14 protein-coding genes are annotated in these 23,527 nt (G+C 43.6%); 11 read left to right on the top strand and 3 right to left on the bottom strand.

What is annotated here, in order from left to right:
* Positions 1-2 precede the first annotated feature (2 nt).
* The 11 genes from DXB58_RS01635 to DXB58_RS01585 all read left to right on the top strand — a co-directional run bounded on the left by DXB58_RS01635 (position 3) and on the right by DXB58_RS01585 (position 15,695).
* Positions 3-1,043: a glycoside hydrolase family 5 protein gene (locus tag DXB58_RS01635; RefSeq protein ID WP_122135724.1), complete on the top strand. Its 1,041-nt coding sequence runs from the start codon at positions 3-5 to the stop codon at positions 1,041-1,043.
* A gap of 4 nt (positions 1,044-1,047) precedes the next feature.
* Positions 1,048-2,409: a DUF4038 domain-containing protein gene (locus tag DXB58_RS01630; protein WP_009001138.1), complete on the top strand. Its 1,362-nt coding sequence runs from the start codon at positions 1,048-1,050 to the stop codon at positions 2,407-2,409.
* 27 nt (positions 2,410-2,436) lie between these two features.
* Positions 2,437-3,606 carry a glycosidase gene (locus tag DXB58_RS01625; RefSeq protein ID WP_009001139.1) on the top strand — a complete coding sequence of 390 codons (1,170 nt, stop codon included), beginning with the start codon at positions 2,437-2,439 and terminating at the stop codon, positions 3,604-3,606.
* Between the two features lie 10 nt (positions 3,607-3,616).
* Entirely contained in the window at positions 3,617-5,011 is a 1,395-nt protein-coding gene (locus DXB58_RS01620; protein ID WP_122135723.1) for an MFS transporter, read from the top strand.
* Complete coding sequence (locus DXB58_RS01615) at positions 4,971-7,703, top strand: alpha-L-rhamnosidase (RefSeq protein WP_122135722.1); 2,733 nt, start codon at positions 4,971-4,973, stop codon at positions 7,701-7,703. The genes DXB58_RS01620 and DXB58_RS01615 overlap by 41 nt, the downstream gene beginning before the upstream one ends.
* A gap of 2 nt (positions 7,704-7,705) precedes the next feature.
* The gene (locus DXB58_RS01610) at positions 7,706-8,485 is read left to right on the top strand and encodes a DUF5040 domain-containing protein (RefSeq protein ID WP_122135721.1); all 780 of its coding nucleotides are present in this window, start codon (positions 7,706-7,708) and stop codon (positions 8,483-8,485) included.
* Positions 8,486-8,503: 18 nt separating this feature from the next.
* On the top strand, positions 8,504-10,423 hold the full coding sequence (locus tag DXB58_RS01605; protein WP_122135822.1) for a sialate O-acetylesterase: 1,920 nt from the start codon (positions 8,504-8,506) through the stop codon (positions 10,421-10,423).
* A 178-nt stretch (positions 10,424-10,601) separates the two neighbouring features.
* Complete coding sequence (locus tag DXB58_RS01600) at positions 10,602-11,738, top strand: GNAT family N-acetyltransferase (protein ID WP_008646659.1); 1,137 nt, start codon at positions 10,602-10,604, stop codon at positions 11,736-11,738.
* A gap of 9 nt (positions 11,739-11,747) precedes the next feature.
* Positions 11,748-13,625 carry a DNA topoisomerase IV subunit B gene (locus DXB58_RS01595; protein WP_009001144.1) on the top strand — a complete coding sequence of 626 codons (1,878 nt, stop codon included), beginning with the start codon at positions 11,748-11,750 and terminating at the stop codon, positions 13,623-13,625.
* Positions 13,622-14,080, top strand: a complete 459-nt coding sequence (gene coaD / locus DXB58_RS01590; RefSeq protein ID WP_122135720.1) for a pantetheine-phosphate adenylyltransferase — start codon at positions 13,622-13,624, stop codon at positions 14,078-14,080. The genes DXB58_RS01595 and coaD overlap by 4 nt, the downstream gene beginning before the upstream one ends.
* A 37-nt stretch (positions 14,081-14,117) precedes the next feature.
* On the top strand, positions 14,118-15,695 hold the full coding sequence (locus DXB58_RS01585) for a S41 family peptidase (RefSeq protein ID WP_122135821.1): 1,578 nt from the start codon (positions 14,118-14,120) through the stop codon (positions 15,693-15,695).
* Positions 15,696-15,850: 155 nt separating this feature from the next.
* Here the strand turns inward: DXB58_RS01585 and DXB58_RS01580 are convergent, their stop codons facing one another.
* The 3 genes from DXB58_RS01580 to DXB58_RS01570 are packed head-to-tail and all read right to left on the bottom strand — an operon-like array spanning position 15,851 to position 23,503.
* Positions 15,851-18,079, bottom strand: coding sequence for a glycoside hydrolase family 3 C-terminal domain-containing protein (locus DXB58_RS01580; RefSeq protein ID WP_122135820.1), 2,229 nt, complete (start codon positions 18,077-18,079; stop codon positions 15,851-15,853).
* Between the two features lie 15 nt (positions 18,080-18,094).
* Positions 18,095-20,620, bottom strand: coding sequence for a glycoside hydrolase family 2 TIM barrel-domain containing protein (locus DXB58_RS01575; protein ID WP_032854033.1), 2,526 nt, complete (start codon positions 20,618-20,620; stop codon positions 18,095-18,097).
* Positions 20,621-20,638: 18 nt separating this feature from the next.
* Positions 20,639-23,503, bottom strand: coding sequence for an alpha-xylosidase BoGH31A (locus DXB58_RS01570; protein ID WP_198286899.1), 2,865 nt, complete (start codon positions 23,501-23,503; stop codon positions 20,639-20,641).
* Between the last annotated feature and the right edge of the window lie 24 nt (positions 23,504-23,527).

Genomic DNA, 23,527 nt, shown 5'->3' with positions numbered 1-23,527 from the left:
TTATGAAAAAAGTTTTTATTTCGGCTTTTCTACTACTAAGCTTACTTACTCTAAATGGATGTAAAAGCAATCAACCTCCAGTAAAAGAGACAGGTGAACCTTACGGTGTCAACCTCGCATGTGCCGACTTCGGTTCATCTTTTCCCGGAGAATATAATAAAGACTATACTTATCCGACAGATCAGGACCTCGAATATTGGCACAAAAAAGGTCTGAAACTTATCAGGTTGCCATTTAAATGGGAACGGTTGCAACTGGATCTGAAAGGCCCGCTGAACCAACATGACCTCAATAAAATGAAAGAACTGGTCAGAGCTGCAGAAAAGCGGGATATGGTCGTACTTCTTGATTTGCATAATTATTGTCGCCGTTACATGAATAACGAACACACCCTTATCGGAAGTAACGGATTAACAATAGAAGATCTGGCCTCTTTCTGGCAAGCTATCGCTAAAGAATTCTCGACTTTCAAAAATATATACGGCTACGGGCTGATGAATGAACCACACGATCTGGCTCCCGGAACTAATTGGTTCGACATGGCGCAAGCATCCATCAATGCCATTCGACAGGTCGATACCAACACCCTTATCATGGTAGGCGGCAATGACTGGTCATCGGCAGAACGCTGGATTGAGCAAAGCGATACACTCAAATTCTTAAAAGACCCTGCTAATAATCTCGCTTTTGAAGCGCATGTATATTTTGACAAAGATGCATCCGGTACTTATAAATATTCCTATGAAGAAGAGGGATGTTATCCGGAAAAAGGTATCGACCGGGTAAAACCTTTTGTCGAATGGATCAAACAAAATAATTTCCATGGCTTTATCGGAGAATATGGAATTCCCGACAATGATCCCCGTTGGAATGAAACTCTTGATTTGTTCCTGCACTATTTACAAGAGAGCGGAATCAACGGCACCTATTGGGCAGCAGGTCCGTGGTGGGATACCTATTTCATGGCAATCACCCCTAAAGAGGGAAAAGACAGGCCGCAAATGCCCATAGTTGAGAAATATACGCATACTTTAAAGAAATAGAATCATGCTCAAACGACTCTCCATCTGCTACGTTTTATTCATTCTTTGTACAACCTGTGTTTCTGCTCAAGAAGACCGGTGGACAGGAAGTGCCACGAATCTATCAAAAGGCAACTTACGGGTAAATTCGTCCGGTCGCTACCTGGAATACACGGATGGAACTCCTTTTCTTTATCTGGGAGATACAGCTTGGGAACTCATCAGCCGTTTAAACGACAAAGAGACAGAACGATATCTGGAGAATCGCAGAGAAAAGGGATTTACCGTCATACAAACTGTAATTCTGGATGAATTAGACGGCATTAACACCTCCTCCAACGGAGTCCCCCAATTAATCGACGGTAATATCGACCAACCTTCCCCCGAGTATTTCGCCCGTGTAGACAAAGTAATTTCTCTGGCTGCGGCCAAAGGTTTATATATAGCATTGCTACCAACCTGGGGCGATAAAGTAGACAAACAATGGGGAAAAGGACCGGAAATCTTCACCCCGGAGAATGCGTATAGATACGGCAAGTGGTTAGGAGAACGCTATATGAATATGCCCAACCTGATATGGGTAATAGGAGGTGACCGGAGTGGAGGCGGAAAAAACCTATCCATCTGGAACGCATTGGCAACCGGCATTAAAAGTATAGACCAAAATCATTTGATGACCTATCATCCGCAGGGTGAACACTCATCCTCATACTGGTTTCACGACGCTCCATGGTTGGACTTCAATATGTGTCAGTCCGGACATGCTCAACAGGATTTCGCCATCTATCAACGCATACTTCTACCCGACTTAAATAGGAAGCCACACAAACCATGTATGGATGGAGAACCCCGATATGAGAATATTCCGATCAATTTTAAAAAAGAGAACGGAAGATTCGGAGAGGATGACGTCCGCCATACACTCTACCAAAGCATGTTCAGTGGAGCCTGTGGCTATACATATGGTTGTAATGATATATGGCAAATGTTCGACACCGGACGCGAATCTAAATGTGATGCCGATACTCCATGGCATCAGGCTATGGACAAACAAGGAGCATGGGATTTAATTCACTTTCGCAGATTATGGGAGAAATTTGATTTTACTCAAGGGAAGAGCCAACAAAGCATTTTTGGCAATGCCTCTTTAGAAAAGACAAACTACCCCGTAGCCTTCGGCAACAAAGACTATATACTGGTATATCTTCCGCAAGGTGGGAAAAGAACCATCTATCTGCCTCCCATGAGTAGTCCCAAACAGACTTTAAAATGGATGAATCCCCGTAACGGACAAACCACATTCTACCAGTATACGACAACAGATACGATTTCCATATCCTCGCCTACAGAAGGAAAAGGAAATGACTGGGTTCTAATAATCGAATAACCAACTGATAAAAAATAACTATAGAATATGAAAAGTAACAGATTAGAAGAGCTGACACAGCACTATGAAGCTCTTATCACCCGGAAAAATGAGATATGCAATAACAATAACGGTATATACAGACGTTATCACTACCCTGTGTTAACAGCAGAACATGCACCATTAATCTGGAAGTATGATTTTGATGAGAAACAGAATCCATTCATGGAAGAGCGGATTGGCATCAACGCGGTAATGAATACAGGAGCAATCAAAATCAATCATAAATATTACCTTGTGGCACGTGTCGAGGGAGCAGACCGAAAGTCATTCTTCGCAGTAGCGGAAAGCGACAGCCCGGTAGACGGGTTCCGCTTTTGGGATTATCCGATAGAAATGCCGGAAACAGATGTTCCCGACACCAATATGTACGACATGCGCCTGACCGCACATGAAGACGGATGGATCTACGGCATTTTCTGTGCGGAACGTAAAGATACAAACGCTCCGGCAGGTGATTTATCGTCAGCAGTGGCCGTAGCAGGTATTGCACGAACAAAGGACCTGAAAACATGGCAACGTTTACCGGACCTGAAATCTCCAAGCCAGCAACGAAACGTTGTGCTTCATCCGGAATTCGTTAACGGGAAATACGCTTTATATACCCGCCCCCAAGATGGCTTTATCGACGCTGGTAATGGAGGAGGCATTGGCTGGGCACTCATAGACGACATCTGTCATGCCGAAATAAAAGAAGAAAAGATCATCAATAAACGGTTTTATCATACGATCAAGGAGGTAAAAAACGGAGAAGGGCCACACCCCATAAAAACCCCACAAGGATGGTTACATTTGGCACATGGAGTAAGAGGATGCGCAGCCGGACTACGCTATGTATTATACCTATATATGACTTCCTTAGAAGATCCGACACAGATTATAGCCGAACCTGCAGGTTATTTCATGGCTCCCATAGGAGAAGAAAGAATCGGTGATGTATCGAATGTATTATTCTCAAATGGATGGATTGAAGATGACAACGGAAAAGTTTATATCTATTATGCGTCTTCCGACACCCGTCTTCATGTAGCCGAATCAACAGTAAGTCAGCTTGTAGATTATTGTCTGCACACGCCGGCAGACGGTTTTCGTTCCATAGAATCCGTGAAACAGATCATTACTATGGTAAATCATAATAAGCAATACCTGAAACAATAAACGCACCACCATGGAAAACATAAAACTAAAAGAAAAAATCGGGTATGGATTAGGAGATGCAGCTTCTTCCATGTTCTGGAAGTTATTCACCATGTATCTATTATTCTTCTATACAGACGTGGTAGGTATCTCCTCGGCCGTTGTAGGAACAATGTTTCTCATCACGCGTATCTGGGATACTTTCCTTGACCCGTTTGTCGGAATATTAGGTGACCGGACCAGTTCCCGATGGGGAAAATTCCGTCCTTACCTATTATGGGTGGCAATACCATTCGGTATCTGTGGCATACTAACCTTCTCTTCTTTCGGAGATAACATGACCACCAAAATAATATTTGCCTACGCCACATACACTCTTATGATGATGGTATATTCCTTAATCAATGTGCCATACGCATCTCTATTAGGAGTAATGTCTGCCAATCCTCAAGTACGCACAGAGTTTTCCTCTTACCGTATGACATTTGCGTTTGGGGGAAGTATTCTGGTATTATTCCTCATTGAGCCGCTGGTCGATATATTCAGTAAGATGAAGATAACAGAGAGCCTACCCGACATTGCTTTCGGCTGGCAGATGGCCGCAGTCGTATTCGCCATTATGGCCAGCGGCATGTTCCTGTTAACGTTTCTATGGACCAAAGAAAGAGTGCAGCCTATAAAGGAAGAAAAAGGATCACTCAAAGAAGACCTGAAAGATTTAGGTAAAAACAAACCTTGGTGGATACTTTTATGCGCAGGAATCATGGCATTAGTTTTCAATTCTCTCCGTGACGGTTCCGCTGTATTCTATTTTAAATATTATGTAGATGGTTCCGACACATTCTCCTTCTCATTCATGAACAGTGCCATCACACTTATTACTATTTACCTAGTATTAGGACAAGCAGCCAATATTCTCGGAATCATGTTCGTACCATCCCTCACCAAGAGAATCGGTAAAAAGAAAACGTACTTCATGGCTATGGTTTGCGCCACCATTTTAAGTGTGTTATTCTACTTTCTTCCCAAAGATTTTATTTGGGGAATTTTATGCTTACAGATCTTAATAAGTATCTGTGCCGGTATTATCTCCCCCTTGTTATGGTCTATGTATGCAGATATATCGGACTACTCCGAATGGAAAACCGGAAGACGGGCAACCGGTCTGATATTTTCTTCTTCATCCATGTCTCAAAAGTTCGGATGGACTATCGGAGGTGCTTTGACCGGATGGTTACTGGCTTATTTCGGTTTCAAAGCAAACGTGATTCAATCTGATTTTGCCCAAACCGGCATTTGTATGATGATGAGTATTTTCCCGGCCATTGCTACCATGCTATCAGCATTCTTCATTTCACGTTATCCGCTAAATGAAAAAAGATTATATGAGATATCAACGGAACTCGAAGAAAGAAGAAAAAAATAAATTCATCACTAATCAACGAATCAATATGGCTCATATTCCAATTCGATCCTATTTGTATTTACTACTTGGTACAGCCCTATTCTCATGTACGCCTCAAGAGCTAAAAACGCCATTTGAATTAAAATGTGAGAATATACCCGTTCCTATAGGAGTGGATACTCAAACTCCCAGACTTTCCTGGAAACTTCCGCTGCTAGAGGAAGATAGTATTAACAAAGTTGAAATATGGCTATCAACAGACAGTGCCCAATTATCAGATTGTCAATCCGTTTATTGGAACAAATCCATCATAGGAGCTCCTATAAGAGCCTCCTATGATGGACAACCATTAGATTCATATACGACTTATTATTGGAAAATAGGCTATCAAACCTCCTCCAAACAGAAAACTACATTTTCCCCCATATCCTCCTTCACAACAGGCTGTTTATCAACCAATGACTGGAAAGGGAAATGGATTACTGACGAACATGACATCACATACCGCCCGGCACCCTATTATAGAAAGAGTTTCCAATTAAACAAAACAGTCGAACAGGCCTTACTTACTATTGCATCGGCAGGCCTGCATGAACTTTCTATCAACGGAAAACGGACAGGAAATCATTTCCTAGACCCTATGTATACACATTTCGACAAACGCATATTATCAGTCACTCATGATGTTACATCATCACTGTCTATGGGTGAGAACGTTATGGGAGTACAGCTAGGGAACGGATGGTATAATCATCAATCCACAGCAGTATGGTTTTTCGACAAGGCTTCATGGAGAAACCGTCCTAAATTCACTGCACAACTGCATCTGCGTTACACAGACGGCACAACAGAATATCTGGGTACTGACTCAACCTGGCAAACAACTGACAGCCCAATTATTTTCAACAGCATCTATACAGCCGAACATTATGATGCACAAAAAGAATTAACAGGTTGGGACTCACCCGGATTCAATGCTACCGAATGGCATCATGCACAAGAAACCGAATCACCTACGGAAACAATCAAATCACAAGTTATGCATCCGATTCGTGAAACAGCCCGCTATACAGCAACTCAATGTAAAAAAATAAATGACAGCTGCTACGTCTACCATTTCCCCAAAAACATTGCAGGTGTCACCGAACTAAATGTGAAAGGGAAAAAAGGAACAATATTGCGCCTGAAACATGGAGAACTTTTAGACAAAAACGGCAGGGTAAACATGGCAAATATAGATTATCACTACCGGCCGACAGACGACAGCGATCCTTTTCAGACAGACATCGTCATCCTTAGCGGAAAAGAAGACAGCTTCATGCCCAAGTTCAACTACAAAGGTTTTCAGTTTGTAGAAATCTCGTCATCCGCTCCCATCGAACTATCCGGTGAGAATCTCATTGCTGTCGAAATGCACAGTGATGTTCCGGCAATCGGCTACTGGTCTTCATCATCCGACCTGCTAAATAAAATATGGGAAGCTACCAACAGTTCCTACTTAGCCAACCTGTTCGGTTATCCGACCGACTGCCCTCAACGGGAAAAGAATGGTTGGACGGGAGATGCGCATATCACCATTGAAACAGGATTATACAATTTCGACGGCATCTCCGTATATGAAAAATGGATGAACGATTTCTGCGATGAGCAAAAAGACAACGGAGTGCTCCCGTGTATCATTCCAACTTCTGTATGGGGATATGACTGGGCCAACGGGGTTGACTGGACAAGTGCCGTCGCCATTATCCCTTGGGAGATTTATCGCTTCTACGGAGACACCACACTACTCCGCCGTATGTATGAACCAATCAAGAAATATGTTTCGTATATAGAATCCATATCACCAGAATATCTTACAGATTGGGGATTGGGAGATTGGGTGCCTGTACGCTCAAAAAGCAATATCACCCTGACCTCTTCGATCTATTACTATACGGATGTCCATATTTTGGCAAAAGCAGCACTACTTTTCGGATATCCAGAAGATGCATCCTATTATAACACATTAGCCCAGAACATAAAGAATGCCATCAACACTCGTTTTCTCAATCCGGAAACTGGAATATACGCAGAAGGAACACAAACCGAACTGGCCATGCCGCTATATTGGGGGATCGTTCCGGAAAAAGATAAAAAGAAGGTAGCTGCCAGACTTCATCAGCTAGTGGAAAAAGACAATTATCATCTGGATGTCGGTTTATTGGGCAGTAAGGCACTACTCTCCGCCCTGTCAGATAACGGATATGCAGAAACTGCTTACAAAGTCGCATCACAAGACACCTATCCTTCCTGGGGGTACTGGATCAAACAGGGTGCTACAACTCTACACGAAAACTGGCGGACAGATGTCGTTATCGACAACTCATATAACCATATTATGTTCGGAGAAATAGGAGCATGGCTATACAAAGGACTGGGAGGGATTCAAATCGATGAAAAGCATCCCGGATTCAGACATATCCTGCTAAAACCTTTCTTTCCGGCAGATATGAATGAACTTACCATACGCTATAATACTCCTTATGGGTGGTTAAATATCAACTGGATTCGTCAAACTAATGACTGTATCCGTTATACAATCGATATCCCAGCAGGAACTTCTGCAACATTTGTTCCTTTTACAATGCAGGAATCCCAAAAATCGATAACTTTACAGGCCGGAAAACATTCACTTGAACTTGATTTCACACAACTATTAATCAATCAGCAATAATTATGTACAAAAGAATCATCTTATTTACATTCATTTGCCTGCTTGCTTTAGCAGGAGTAGCTCAAAATAAAGATACTTATACCATTTTATTATCCGGAGCATCTTTTGCCGAACCTAACAATAAGTGGTTTGAAATGGGATGTCGTGCCCTTCACGCCATTCCTATCAATCGTGCCATAAGTGCAGAATCCATAGCCCACACAGCCAATAAAATGCTGGACGGCACCCTCTATACTCCGGAAGAGTTTGACGACATTGATGTCTTCGTCCTAATGCAAGTACATGAAAAAGACGTATATAACGAAGCAAACTTAAAAGAGAACTACAAAGATTATAAAACTCCTTTTGACGCTTCCGACTATGCCGTTTGCTACGATTATGTCATCAAGCGTTACATATCAGACTGCTATAACCAGAAATACAATCCCAAATCCAAATACTACAATACTCCTTACGGAAAACCGGCCTCCATTGTCTTATGTACTCATTGGCATGACAGCCGTCCGATATTCAACACTTCGGTCCGGAAACTGGCAGAGAAATGGGGATTTCCGGTAGTGGAGTTCGACAAATACATCGGATTTTCCAAAAACCGGAAACATCCGGTTACAGGCAAACAATATAGCCTAATCTACACAGGAGACTCACAAACAACTCACGGAGAAGTATTCGGATGGCATCCACCTCACGGAGAGCACTCATTCATCCAGCAACGCATGGCTGCCATTTTTGCAGATACACTCCGCAAAATACTGCTCCCAAAAGAATACATTAATGAATAATCATTAAATACCCGTATGATGAAAAGATTTTTATTATTTACATATTGTTTGCTATTTGCTGTATCACAGATGATTGCACAGCTTTCCATGCCTTCTTTCTTTTCAGATCACATGGTACTGCAACGTGAGAAACCAATTCGTATATGGGGAACGGCCAATTCCGGCGAGAAAATCAGTGTAACATTAGGAGATATCAAGAAGAGTATCCGGGCAGATAAAAACGGAAAATGGTTGGTCAGCCTACCTCCCATGCAAGCAGGCGGACCATATACGCTGACTGTAAAGAGCCCAGAACAATCCTTATCCTTTTCTGATATCCTAATCGGTGAAGTATGGATTTGCAGCGGACAGTCGAATATGGAGTTTCGCTTACGTAGCGCTAACCATGCCGTCGAAGAAATTGCAGCAGCCAATTATCCTCAAATCCGTTCTTTCAATGTCATACAAGAAATGAGACATACTCCCAAAAACAACTTGAAAGGCAAATGGGAAGTATGTTCCCCCACATCCGCTTCTGACTTTTCGGCTGTCGGTTATTTCTTTGCACGTGAATTATACCAGAAACTCAATATTCCTATCGGATTCATTAACTCGTCGTGGGGTGGCACGGATATTGAGACTTGGATTAGCATGGAAGTTATGGATCATTTCCCAAAATATGAGAAGTCATTGTCCCGTATGCGTTCTCCAGAATTTGAAGAATATATCAAACGCAGTGACAAAGTTAAAACAGAGTTTGAACAAGCCATCCTTAATGAGCCGGGAGAAACTGAAAAATGGTATTCAGAAGATACTTCTACAGAAAACTGGAAGAAGCATGCCGTCCCATCTTTATGGTCTAATGAAGAATTATCTGCCATAGACGGTGTTGTATGGTTTACTTATCAGTTCTCCATACCGGCCAACTGCCTGAACCAGGATGCGGAATTAAGTCTTGGCACCATTGACGATGATGACATTACATGGGTTAACGGACATGAAGTTGGACGTACAGTAGGTTATGATTTGAAACGTCTATACAAAATACCTGCAAAGATATTAAAAGAGCAAAATACCATCACTATCAAAATATCCGACTATCGCGGAGGAGGCGGGCTGTATGGTACTAAAGATGAAGTATACTTGAAAATCAACAACCGGATTTTCCCTTTATGTGATGACTGGAAATACAAAGTAGCCGTATCAAACGCCCAATATGATTACGTAGAATATGGTCCCAACTCTTTTCCCTCTTTACTCTTCAACGCAATGATCAATCCGCTGATCGGCTTGGGTATGAGAGGAGTGATCTGGTATCAGGGAGAAAACAATGCCGGTCGTGCCAATGAATATATCGATCTATTCCCTGCTTTAATCAAAGACTGGAGAAACAGATGGGATTGCGAATTCCCATTCTATTGGGTTCAGCTGGCAAACTTTATGGCTCCTGCCAGACAGCCTTCCGAAAGCCATTGGGCAAATCTAAGAGATGCACAGTCAAAGACACTGGCCTTGCCATATACAGGACAAGCTGTCATTATAGATATCGGTGAGGAAAAGGATATACATCCCCGCAATAAGCAGGATGTAGGTAAACGGCTTGCTTTACATGCACTTCGCAATGACTATGGATATGACTCCATCGTCTGTACAGGTCCGGTATTCAAGTCAGTAAAAAGAATCGGGAATACGCTGGAAGTTACTTTTGACTCTTGTGCCGGAGAACTAATAGCCCGTAATAAATACGGTTACTTATCAGGATTCGCCATTGCCGGCACAGATGGTAAATACCAATGGGCACAAGCTAAAATAGAAAATAATAAAGTAATAGTATGGAATACGGAAATACAACAACCGGTTTCCGTACGATATGCCTGGGGGGATAACCCGGATGATGCAAACTTATACAATTCAGTGAATCTGCCGGCTTCCCCGTTCGAAGGACACATCAGCCAATAAACAATATACCAAAAAACAAAAAGAAAATACCGGTAATGAATGTATGACCATCATTTCCGGTATTTTCCTATTTACAACCCACTGCTTAATCCTCCTGACACGATATTTTCTCTTTCAGGCGCGTTGTAATTTAAAGATTATCACGTATCTTTGCCTCCTCAAATCATAAATACGAGATATGGCTATTACAATCAAGAAAGTCTCCACAAAGAGAGAGCTTAAGAAATTTATCCGTTTCAATTACAGAATGTACAAGGGCAACCCTTACTCTGTGCCCGACCTCTATGACGACATGCTCAACACCTTCAACAAGAAGAAAAACGCAGCATTCGAATTCTGTGAAGCAGATTATTTCCTCGCATACCGGGACGATAAAATAGTAGGACGTGTAGCTGCAATTATCAATAATCAAGCGAACGAAAAGTGGGAAAGTAAGAACGTTCGTTTCGGATGGATAGACTTTATCGACGATCCCGAAGTGTCGTCCGCACTCATCAAAGCAGTGGAAGACTGGGGAAAAGAACGGGGCATGACTCATATTGCCGGCCCTCTCGGATTTACCGATTTCGATGCGGAAGGAATGCTGATCGAAGGATTCGATCAACTTAGCACCATGGCCACTATCTACAACTACCCGTACTATCCGGTACACATGGAAAAGTTGGGCTTCGAGAAAGACGCCGACTGGGTGGAATACAAAATCTACATACCGGATGCCATTCCCGACAAACATAAGCGTATCTCCGAACTAATCCAACGAAAATACAACCTCAAGATAAAAAAATACTCCTCCGGAAGAAAAATAGCCAAAGACTACGGACAGAAGATTTTCGAACTGATGAATGAAGCATACAGCCCACTCTACGGCTATTCTCCATTGACACAGCGACAGATCGACCAGTACGTAAAAATGTATCTGCCGATCCTCGACTTACGGATGGTTACCCTTATCACTGACGCCAACGATGAACTGGTCTGCGTAGGCATCTCCATGCCCTCACTGGCCGAGGCTTTACAGAAATCAAACGGACGTTTGTTGCCGCTCGGGTGGTTCTATCTATTAAAGGCACTATTCATGAAACGCCGTGCCAAAATGCTTGATCTACTACTCGTTGCAGTGAAGCCGGAATATCAGAATAAAGGTGTTAACGCTTTGTTATTTTCCGATTTAATTCCAGTTTATCAAAAATTAGGTTTTATATTTGCAGAAAGCAATCCCGAACTGGAATTGAACGGTAAAGTTCAGGCACAATGGGATTACTTTGAGACTCAACAACATAAGCGCCGCCGTGCGTTCATCAAAGAGATAAAATAAAAAACAGCTATGGAAGAGAACGAATTGATACCTGTAGACAACAACAATGCAGTAGAGTACACTGACGACAACATCCGCCACTTGAGTGACATGGAACATGTACGCACACGCCCCGGTATGTATATCGGAAGGCTGGGCGACGGTGCACATGCCGAAGATGGAATCTATGTCCTCCTGAAAGAAGTAATTGACAACAGTATTGACGAGTTCAAAATGCAAGCCGGTAAGAAAATCGAGATTACCGTTGAAGAAAACCTTCGTGTCAGTGTACGCGACTACGGACGAGGCATCCCGCAAGGAAAACTCATCGAGGCCGTCAGCATGCTGAATACCGGTGGTAAATACGACAGCAAGGCATTTAAGAAAAGTGTCGGACTGAATGGTGTCGGTGTGAAAGCCGTCAACGCTTTAAGCTCCCGTTTCGAGGTACGCAGTTACCGCGACGGCAAAGTGCGTATCGCCACTTTCTCAAAAGGTAACCTGCTGACCGATGAGACTCAAAGCACCGAAGAAGAAAACGGAACTTACATCTTCTTCGAACCGGATAATACACTATTCCTGAATTACTGTTTCAAGCCCGAATTTATTGAGACAATGCTACGCAACTACACGTATCTCAATACGGGGCTTGCTATCATCTATAACGGACACCGTATCTTATCGCGCAACGGTCTGGTAGACCTTTTGAACGACAACATGACGGCAACCGGACTTTACCCGATCATCCATCTGAAAGGGGAAGATATCGAAATCGCTTTCACACATACAGGGCAGTACGGAGAAGAATATTATTCTTTCGTCAACGGTCAGCATACTACCCAGGGTGGTACGCATCAAAGTGCTTTCAAAGAACATATTGCCCGCACCATCAAAGAGTTCTTCAACAAGAACATGGACTACACCGATATCCGTAACGGATTGGTTGCTGCCATTGCCGTCAATGTGGAAGAACCGATCTTCGAAAGTCAGACGAAGACCAAACTAGGTTCTACCAATATGGTTCCCGGTGGCGTAACGGTCAACAAGTATGTAGGCGACTTTATCAAACAGGAAGTGGACAACTTCCTGCACAAGAATGCGGACGTAGCCGAAGCAATACAACAAAAGATACAAGAATCCGAGAAGGAGCGTAAAGCCATTGCAGGGGTAACGAAACTTGCCCGTGAACGTGCCAAGAAAGCCAACCTGCACAACCGCAAACTGCGTGACTGCCGCGTCCACCTCAACGACCCGAAAGGCAAAGGACTGGAAGAAGACTCCTGTATCTTTATCACCGAGGGAGACTCTGCAAGCGGTTCCATCACCAAAAGTCGTGATGTCAACACCCAAGCAGTATTCAGTCTCCGTGGTAAACCGTTGAACTCTTTCGGACTGACCAAAAAGGTGGTTTACGAGAACGAGGAATTCAACCTGCTTCAAGCAGCCCTGAATATAGAAGATGGCATTGAAGGATTACGCTACAACAAAGTAATCGTAGCAACCGATGCCGATGTGGACGGTATGCACATCCGCCTGTTGCTGATTACTTTCTTCCTGCAATTCTTCCCTGATCTCATCAAGAAAGGGCACGTATATATCCTGCAAACGCCTTTGTTCCGTGTACGCAACAAGAAAAAGACAAATTACTGCTACAGCGAGGAAGAACGTATCAATGCCATTAATGAACTAGGACCGAATCCGGAGATCACCCGATTTAAAGGTTTGGGAGAAATCTCACCGGATGAGTTCAAACATTTCATCGGTAAAGATATGCGTCTGGAGCAGGTGACACTGCGCAAAACGGACGCGGTAAAAGAACTACTCGAATTCTACATGGGCAAAAATACCATGGAACGACAGAACTTTATTATAGACAATCTGGTTATAGAAGAAGACTTGGCATCATGAGAAAAGCAATATTCCCGGGTACTTTCGACCCTTTCACCATCGGACATTACTCGGTAGTGGAACGTGCACTTACCTTTATGGACGAAATCGTGATAGGAATCGGTATCAATGAGAACAAGAATACCTACTTCCCCATTGAGAAAAGAGAAGAAATGATTCGGGAACTTTATAAAGACGAACCTCGTATCCAAGTGATGTCCTACGATTGTCTGACAATTGATTTTGCACAAGAAGTAGGAGCCAGATTCATTGTTCGCGGTATTCGTACGGTGAAGGATTTCGAGTATGAAGAGACCATTGCAGACATTAACCGCAAACTAGCAGGGATTGAAACCATCCTACTCTTCACAGAACCGGAACTGACTTGCGTCAGTTCGACAATTGTACGCGAGTTATTAACTTATAATAAAGATATCAGCCAGTTTATTCCCAAAGGAATGAAAATGAGTGAATAAAACTCGTTAGGGAATAGGCGGTGAGTCAGAAAAGATGATGAAGAAACTAACGATTATACTATCCGTTTGCTTGTGGGCAGTTGCCGCACAAGCCCAGAACTTCGGTTCCGAAGCCATGCGAAAGCTACAAATGGCAGAGTTTGCAATCTCCAATTTCTATGTGGACAAAGTAGATGAAGACAAGTTAGTAGAAGAAGCCATCATCAAGATGCTGGCACAACTCGACCCACATTCTACTTATTCGGACGCAGAAGAAGTGAAGAAGATGAACGAACCACTTCAAGGTAACTTCGAGGGTATCGGAGTGCAATTCCAGATGATAGAAGACACCCTGTTGGTGGTGCAACCTGTCAGCAACGGTCCTTCCGAGAAAGTCGGTATCCTTGCCGGTGACCGTATCATTGCGGTGAACGACAGCGCTATTGCCGGAGTGAAAATGAGTACGGAAGATATCATGAAGCGTCTTCGTGGCCCGAAAGGTTCGAAAGTCAACTTGACAATTGTTCGTCGTGGCGTAAAGGACCCTCTATTGTTTACAGTGAAAAGAGATAAGATACCTATCCTTAGTCTTGATGCTTCTTATATGATTCAACCTAAAACGGGTTATATCCGCATCAACCGCTTTGGAGCAACAACTGCTGAAGAGTTCAAGAAAGCAATGATAGACCTTCAGAAGCAAGGTATGAAAGATATGATTCTTGACCTGCAAGGAAACGGAGGTGGTTATCTCAATGCAGCCATTGACCTTGCTAACGAATTCCTGGGACAAAAGGAACTGATTGTATATACCGAAGGTCGGACTGCCAAACGTAGTGATTTCTATGCAAAAGGTAATGGAGACTTCCGTAATGGTCGCCTCATTATATTAGTAGACGAGTATACAGCTTCCGCCAGCGAAATTGTCAGCGGTGCAGTACAGGACTGGGACAGAGGAATTATTGTAGGCCGCCGTTCTTTCGGTAAAGGACTGGTGCAACGTCCTATTGACTTGCCGGACGGTTCCATGATTCGTTTGACTATCGCCCGTTATTATACCCCGTCAGGGCGCTCGATCCAGAAACCATACGACAGCACTGTCGATTACAATAAAGACCTGATAGAGCGTTTCAACCACGGTGAACTGATGAATGCCGACAGCATCCATTTCCCGGATTCACTGAAAGTACAAACCAAGAAACTCGGACGTACCGTTTATGGTGGAGGTGGTATCATGCCTGATTATTTCGTGCCTATCGACACGACTCTTTATACGGATTATCACCGTAATCTGGTAGCTAAAGGAGCCGTGATTAAATTCACCATGCAGTTTATTGAAGGACACCGGAAAGAGTTGGCAAACAAATACAAGAAGTTCGAATCATTTGATGAGAAGTTCGTAGTCGATGATGATATGCTCGCCACTTTAAAGGAAATCGGAGAGAAAGAAGGGGTGAAGTTCAATGAAGAACAATATCAGAAATCACTTCCTCTTATCAAAACCCAGCTCAAAGCACTGATAGCCCGTGACCTTTGGGATATGAACGAATATTTCCGGGTAATGAATACCACGAATGAAAGTATACAAAAAGCTTTGGAAATACTGAATTCGGACGAGTATCAGAAGAAACTAAAATAGGGTATTCAATAAACAATCATAAGACATCGTCCTTCAGTTCGGTGGACACATATACTTATCGTAGTGGACATATAGATACACAATGGTGAGTATATATATCCACCGCGCTGTATCTATATGTCCACTAAACACTGTATATTAACCTGTTAATTTCATCATTGGGTATACTCGAATGTCACCGTACCGCGAATATCAGAAGAAGAAGCGGCAATGTATGCCTTAAATTTACCAGGTTCTGCCACCCAAGTATGCTGTTTATCATCAAAGAATTGCAATGCTTCCGGTTTAATCGTAAACTTCACTTCTTTTTCTTCATTCGGAAGAAGCTGTACTTTCCGAAAGTCCTTCAACTCTTTTACCGGGCGAAGAACACTACACTCTTCGTCACCAATATATAACTGAACGATCTCTTTCCCTACCATTTCTCCTGTATTCTTAATTTTTACAGTAAGATCAATACTGCCATCAGCATTCATTGTTTTAGCCGATACTGCAGGCTTACTATATTCGAAAGCGGTATAACTCATACCATAGCCAAAAGGAAAGAGCGGTCGAATCTTCTTCGTATCATACCAACGATAACCAACCAAAATATCTTCTTTATATTCCTGACGGATACTATCACCCGGGTAACTAATCTCACCGAAGAAGTGTGCCGGACAATCTTCCAGTTTCACCGGATAAGAAAAAGGTAACTTACCGCTGGGATTCACATCTCCGCTCAACACATCAGCCAGTGCCTCTCCGCCGACAGAGCCTAAATACCACGACTGAATAATAGAGGGTACCTCCCTCACCCAAGGCATTTCCACTGCATTTCCACTAACAATCACTGCTACCAGATTCTTATTTACTTTCAACAGAGCTTCTATCAATTCATTCTGTCCAAAAGGAAGTCCATACGACAGACGGTCACCACCCTCACAATCCTGAAAATGATTCTTATTCAGTCCTCCGACAAAGATCACCAAGTCCGCATTCATTGCTTTTTTCACCGCGTCATTACGTAAAGAATCTACAGTTGTCTGTGGAATAACATCCGCCCGGCCATACATCGGGCGACCGCTTGTATAGCCTTGTGCATAAACCACATTCTCACCAAACTTCGCTTTTATACCCTCCAATGGTGAAACCACCCTCTGAACCTTCAACTCCGAAGAGCCGCCGCCTAACATCAAATTACGGGTAGCATTATCTCCCACAACCAAAATACGTCTATATTTTCCCTGGGGAATAGGTAATAATGCAGGCTGTTTCTTACCTGTCCCATTTTTCAACAAGACAATGCCCTCTGTTGCAACCTCATAAGCTGTACGATAGTGCTCTTCGCTGGTCAGTGCACCGAACGGTTTCCGGCGATTCATCGCTGTACGGAAAATCAGACGTAACACACGTGCGGCCTTATCATTCACTACCTCCATCGGAATCTTACCTTCGCGAACCATTTTCAGATAAGACTTACCCAAATAATAATCATCAAAACCAAATTCCGATTCCGAAGTCAAACCATTTGTGTAAGATCCCATTTCAATGTCCAATCCGTACATGGCAGCTTCATAAGTATCATGTGCAGCTCCCCAGTCCGTGATGACGCATCCGTCGAAGTTCCATTCCCCCTTCAAGATATCATTATTCAACAATTTGTGATGGGTAGCATGGGTTCCACGCACTTTATTATAAGCTCCCATAACAGACCACGTTTTACCTCTTTCTACAGCAGCCTTGAAAGCAGGCAGATATATTTCATACAATGCACGGTCGCTTAGTTGCACATCGATATGTCCCCGCCATAATTCCTGATTGTTCAGTGCGTAATGTTTCACACAGGCGGCTACTCCATTCTTCTGCACTCCCTGAATATAAGGCACACAAAGCTCCGAGGCTAAATAAGGGTCTTCCCCCATATATTCAAAGTTACGTCCGTTGAGCGGGGTACGATAGATATTCACACCCGGTCCCAACAAAACATCCTTTTCACGATAACGGGCTTCTTCACCGATGGCATATCCATATTTCTCTGCCAATAGCGGATTCCAGCTAGCTGCCAGACAGGTCAGTGCAGGAAAAGCAGTGCAACTATCGTTCGTCCATCCGGCATATCCCCAATCATTCCAGTTAATTTCGGCACGCACGCCGTGGGGTCCGTCACTCACCCAAAGTTCAGGGATACCCAAATGGGGACAGCCAGGGGAGCTAAACTTCCCTTGTGCATAACTAAGACGAGTTTTCTCCTCCACAGTCATACGGTTCAGCGCATCCTGTACCCTAACCTCTATCGGTTGTGCATCATCCAGATACACCAGTGTTTGTTTCTTGTCTTGAGCAATCGCCACCATGCCTGTCTGAACAGACAGGAAACATATAGTCAATAAAAATATCTTCATTATTCCAATAATCATTTACAGTTTACAATCTTTTGCCGAGACCTTTACCACGGCTTGCCGAAGCCCTTCCGAAGTAGCTGTCAGCTCCGTTTTTCCCGGTTTCCCGTCATTCTGAATTACAACAAGGCATTTTCCATAAAATGCTTTCCTCTTTTTATCCTTAAAGCGTTCCAACGATACCGGGTTTCCATTGTCCACTCCTGCGATGAAACCATTACCTTTCACTGTGAAATTCACCAAATTATCTGCATTCGGACAAAGATTCCCTTCTTCATCCAGCACCTCTACAGTGACGAAACACAAATCTTTTCCATCAGCAGCCAGAACTGAACGATCAGGAGTCAGGCGAATTTCTGCAGGCTTTCCGGCTGTACGAATTTCCTTTTCTGCTATCACTTCATCCTTTCTGCGTGCAACGACCTTCACCGTTCCCGGTTCAAACTTTACACGCCAAACAACATGCAGGTTATCAGCATCTTTACATTTCACTCCCTGCGACTTTCCATTCACAAACAATTCCACTTCATCAGCCTGATTATAATAGCACCACATATCGATCTCCTGCCCCGGAGTCCAGTTCCAATGCGGGAAAAGATGCAACACTTGTTTATCTGTCCATTCCGACTGATATAGATAGTAGACATCTTTGGGGAAACCTGCCAGATCGATAATACCAAAGAATGAACTACGTGCAGGCCATCCGTAAGGAGTCGGTTCTCCGATATAATCAAATCCTGTCCACACATATTGCCCGCTGATAAAGTCGTTGTCTCTGACTAACTTCAGACTTTCTTCATGAGTGTTTCCCCAAGGCACATGACAGTTCTCATAAGATGAACAGGCAAAAGTAGAATCAGCAAAGGGTTTATCCCAACGCTCGGGCCAGATAAACATCCGGTCACTGGGCATACGGTAGTATCCACGTGTCATCAATGCCGAATTACTTTCAGTAATGATAAAAGGCTTGTCCGGAAAATTAGCCGGAACATGAGGAATATCTTTATTATGATAATTATAGCCAATCACATCCAGTGCACCGGAACGGAATAAATGATTGCCGGAATTCGGTTCATTGCATCCGGCAGTGACAGGACGGGTAGAATCAAGCCCTTTCACAAAGCTTACCAATTTCTTCGTCAGCAAAGAGTTGACACTCTCCTCTCCTTCTTTTGCCAACATTTCAGAAGAATGCCCAAAATTCAGGATCAAATTGGCCTCTTCCAGACTCAATGTATCCGCTTTAGCATCACTCCACTGTTCGAGGACTTCATTACCGATACTCCACATAAAGACAGAAGGGTGATTGCGGTCACGCAAAATAAAGTCATTCAAATCGCGCTCGTGCCATTCATTGAAGTAACGGGCATAATCATGTGCTGTTTTTTTCTTCCGCCACATATCAAAAGCCTCATCCATCACGATAAATCCCATACGATCACAGAGATCAAGCAGTTCGGGTGCGGGAGGATTATGGGAACAACGTATGCCGTTGCATCCCATTTCTTTCAGAATCTGCAATTGCCGTTCAATGGCACGTGTGTTGACAGCTGCCCCCAGACAACCCAGATCATGGTGCATACATACCCCGTTAATCTTGGTTTGCCTACCGTTCAATGTAAATCCTTTCCGGGCATCAAAACTAAATGTACGGATACCGACAGGAGTCGTATACCTATCCATACATTCCTCGTTTCGCATCACCTCGGTAACCAATGTATACAAATAAGGAGTATCAATATCCCACAACTCCGGTTGTTTTACAGTCAATTGCTGGGCGAAAACAGCTTCTCTGCCAGTTTCCGTTTTTCCTGCCGACCGTGTTCCGGCAACTTCTCTGCCTTCAGCATCCTGCAAGGATGAGCAGACCGTGATATTTTCATTTGTATCACTTTCATTCACAATGGTAGTAACAAGATTCAGTACAGCCTCTCCCTTGTCAACCGATGATGTCGTGACATACGTTCCCCAATCGGCTACGTGTATCGGACCAGTCTTGCTTAGCCATACATTCCGGTAAATGCCACAACCCGAATACCAACGTGAATTGGGTTGTTCGGCATTATCCACACGCACAGCCAGCACATTCGGTTCATCCCATTTCAGATAAGGGGTCAGATTATAGCTGAAACTAATATACCCATAAGGACGCACTCCTAACGAAGCACCGTTGATGAATACTTCCGAATTCATATATACTCCGTCAAACTCAATGCGGAAGATCTTTCCTATATCAGCTTTGTCTACACTAAAAGTTTTGCGATACCATCCAACTCCACCCGGAAGCGCCCCTCCCCCTGTGCCGGAAGGATTTTCACGGCTAAAGTCTCCCTCAATCGCCCAATCATGAGGCAGATTCAATACCCGCCAGTCATTGTCGGCAAAACCGGGTTGTGCAGCTTGTAGTCCGTCTCCCAAGTGGAAACGCCAATCCGCATTAAAGTCAGACCGCTCGCGTGGAGAAATGGGAGAAGAACTGTTACATGCTCCCAACAGCATCAGACAGCTCCCCAGTATCAAATATTTCAGTTTCCCAATCATCATCGAATCCTATCATTCAGCTTACAGTTTCAATGTCTGCTCGCTGCCATTATACTTCACAGTCACTCCTTTCGCATTCAAATCAAACGGTTGTGCTTTCTCCTTATTAACCGTAACTACAGTGAAAGTACGTTCCTTCAACATACCCGGAAATTCTCCCTGGCGTTCACCGATTACTAAAGTCTTAGTAGCCTCATCATACTTCATCGGTATCATGGCGTACATACCCTGTTCATAGTTATAATTCACCCCCTCATCTTCGTATAGCGTAAACTCTCCATCAGCCCCCTGATAAATATATAAACGGATATGATCCGCCGGTTTTTCATCCGTATACTGAATATCATCTCCGAACGGTACGATAGCGCCTGCACGCACATACAGCGGGATACGCTCATAAGGAGCCTCTATTACTTTTCTCTCTCCTCCGGGCTGGAATTTACCGGAATAAAAATCATACCAGCCTTCTGCCTGGGGGAAATAAATCTCACGACTACGGTCACCATATCGATAAACCGGAGATACCATAAATGAAGGACCGAACATATACTGGTCACCAATATTATTCACTTGGGTATCCGCTGTAAAATCCATGACTAATGGACGCATGATTGTATAATCATTAAACCAGGTCATGCCTGCCAACGAATAAATATACGGCATCATATTGTAGCGTAGCTTGGTATAATAAACAACCGATTGATAGGCCGGATGCCCTTCCGGAGCAATCTCCCATATTTCACGGAACGGGTATTGTCCATGTGCACGATACAGAGGAACGAATGCACCGAATTGATACCAACGGGCATTTAATTCACGCCATTCTTTATAATCGGCATTTTCTGTCTTTGTCGCATTCCATTGCTTCTGTCCCGCTACATAACGGTTCTCTACACAAAAGCCGCCAATATCCATTGTCCAGTAAGGTATTCCACTCATGGCAAAATTCAGTCCGGCAGAAATCTGTGCCTTCATATCCTCCCAACGTGTACCGATATCTCCACTCCATGTAGCTGTAGAATAACGCTGTAACCCGGCAAATCCCGAACGGGTCAATAAGAACACACGCTTATTATTATCCACTCCGCGCTGACCGTCATAAATGGCTTCTGCATTCATCAGTGCATAAGCATTGAAAAATTCCGTAGAGGAACCCAACGCCGTAGGTCCGCACAAAGCCTTCCGATATTCCAAGTCGGTACAGTCACGTACATTCGGTTCGCTGGCATCCATCCACCAGGCATCGATACCCAACGGATAATAGTGCTCATACATCTGCTTCCAAAACAGTTTACGTGCATCCGGATCATAAGCGTCATAAAAACCATAATGGTAACCGGGACCTACCCAATCTTTCAAGCTATCCCTGACAGACTGCTGATACATCCACCCATTCTTGTCGAACTCCTTGAAATGTTCGGTAGTAACATAGAACTTAGGCCACACCGAAATCATCATACGCCCATGCATAGCATGAATGGAATCGACCATTGCTTTGGGATCCGGAAAGCGTGCCTTATCAAACTCATGACTCCCCCAGGCATTTTCCGGCCAGTGATTCCAATCCAGTACGATATTATCCACCGGGATTTTACGATCACGGAAACCTTTCAGAGCGCCCAACATTTCATCTTGTGTATTATACTTCTCCCGACTTTGCCAGAAACCCATTGCCCATTTCGGCATAACAGGTGACTTTCCGGTCAGAGTCCGATAGCCACTGATTACCTCATCCATATCCTCACCAACCACAAAATAATAATCAAGCTGCTTTGCCATCTCGCTCCACCATGACTGTTTTCCCTGTTCTGCCGGATCTACAGGAGTCAATGCCCGCAGCCCGCAATAAGACTGCCCACCATCAGGCTGCCATTCGATTTTCAACGGCACACGTTTCCCTGCTTCCAGATGAACAGCAAACTTATAGCTATTAGGATTCCATGCAGTCCGCCAACGTTCCGGCACCACCGGTTCATTATTCAAATAGACCTTGACATATCCGGCGTAATAAAGAATAAACTTAAATTCTCCTGTTTGAGCAGGTTCTATTTCGCCTTCATAAGTGACCTTAGCCCCCATTAACGGCAATTTCTCCGGAAGATTCTGAATCGTTTTCAGATTCTCAAAATAAATGGAGTCTTCCCGGCGAACCAACGTCTCTCCTTTTTTCGGCACATAAGTACCGGTAAGCGCACCTTCCCGACCTGTCTTATCATAAAGCTTAAAGACCCGGTTCAATTGGGAGTAGTCATTCGGATTACCGAAACGACACAATGAATAGCTATCCAGCAGTATACCATAATTCTTATTTGAAACAACGAATGGAACAGAGACTTTCGTATTGTATTGGAACAGTTCTTCGTTCTTACCCTTATAATTAAATTCATCCGCCTGATGCTGCCCCAATCCGTAGAACGCTTCATCTTCAGGAGATTCAAAAACCTGACAGATCGTATATCCCTTTGTCCCTTCTACTTCGATTGGAGTAAACTTCTTTCCTCCTCCCTTGTTTTCCTGCAGGATTAACTTTCCGTCTTTATCCACAAACCACACCTCTCCGGTACTGGCCAGTACGGACGCTTTCACTTCTTCTGTAGACACTGTAATCGTATCGCCATTCTGCATGACGGCAAATGGGATTTGTTTTTCCTGCGGAACAACAATCAAACTTTGCGGATCGGCAAACTTGCTGTCGGCAGTAGCAGAAACACGGATTAATTTATCTCCCATCACTTGCAGACGAACCAGTCGGGGACCTCCCGTTACTTCCTGTTGTACTTTAACTATCACGCTGTCGCCTGCTTCCTCATAGACCTTATTGGCACATGCTCCGAAAAGAAGTCCCGGCAACAGGCAACAGAAAATGTTTTTCATATTCATAATCATACCTACCTTTAGGGTTCAACAATA

It is taken from the genome of Bacteroides sp. OM05-10AA, assembly GCF_003439055.1.
Classification (GTDB): Bacteria; Bacteroidota; Bacteroidia; order Bacteroidales; family Bacteroidaceae; genus Bacteroides; species Bacteroides intestinigallinarum.
The sequence above is the reverse complement of the archived record's forward strand: the minus strand, read 5'-3'. Positions and strand labels throughout refer to the sequence as shown.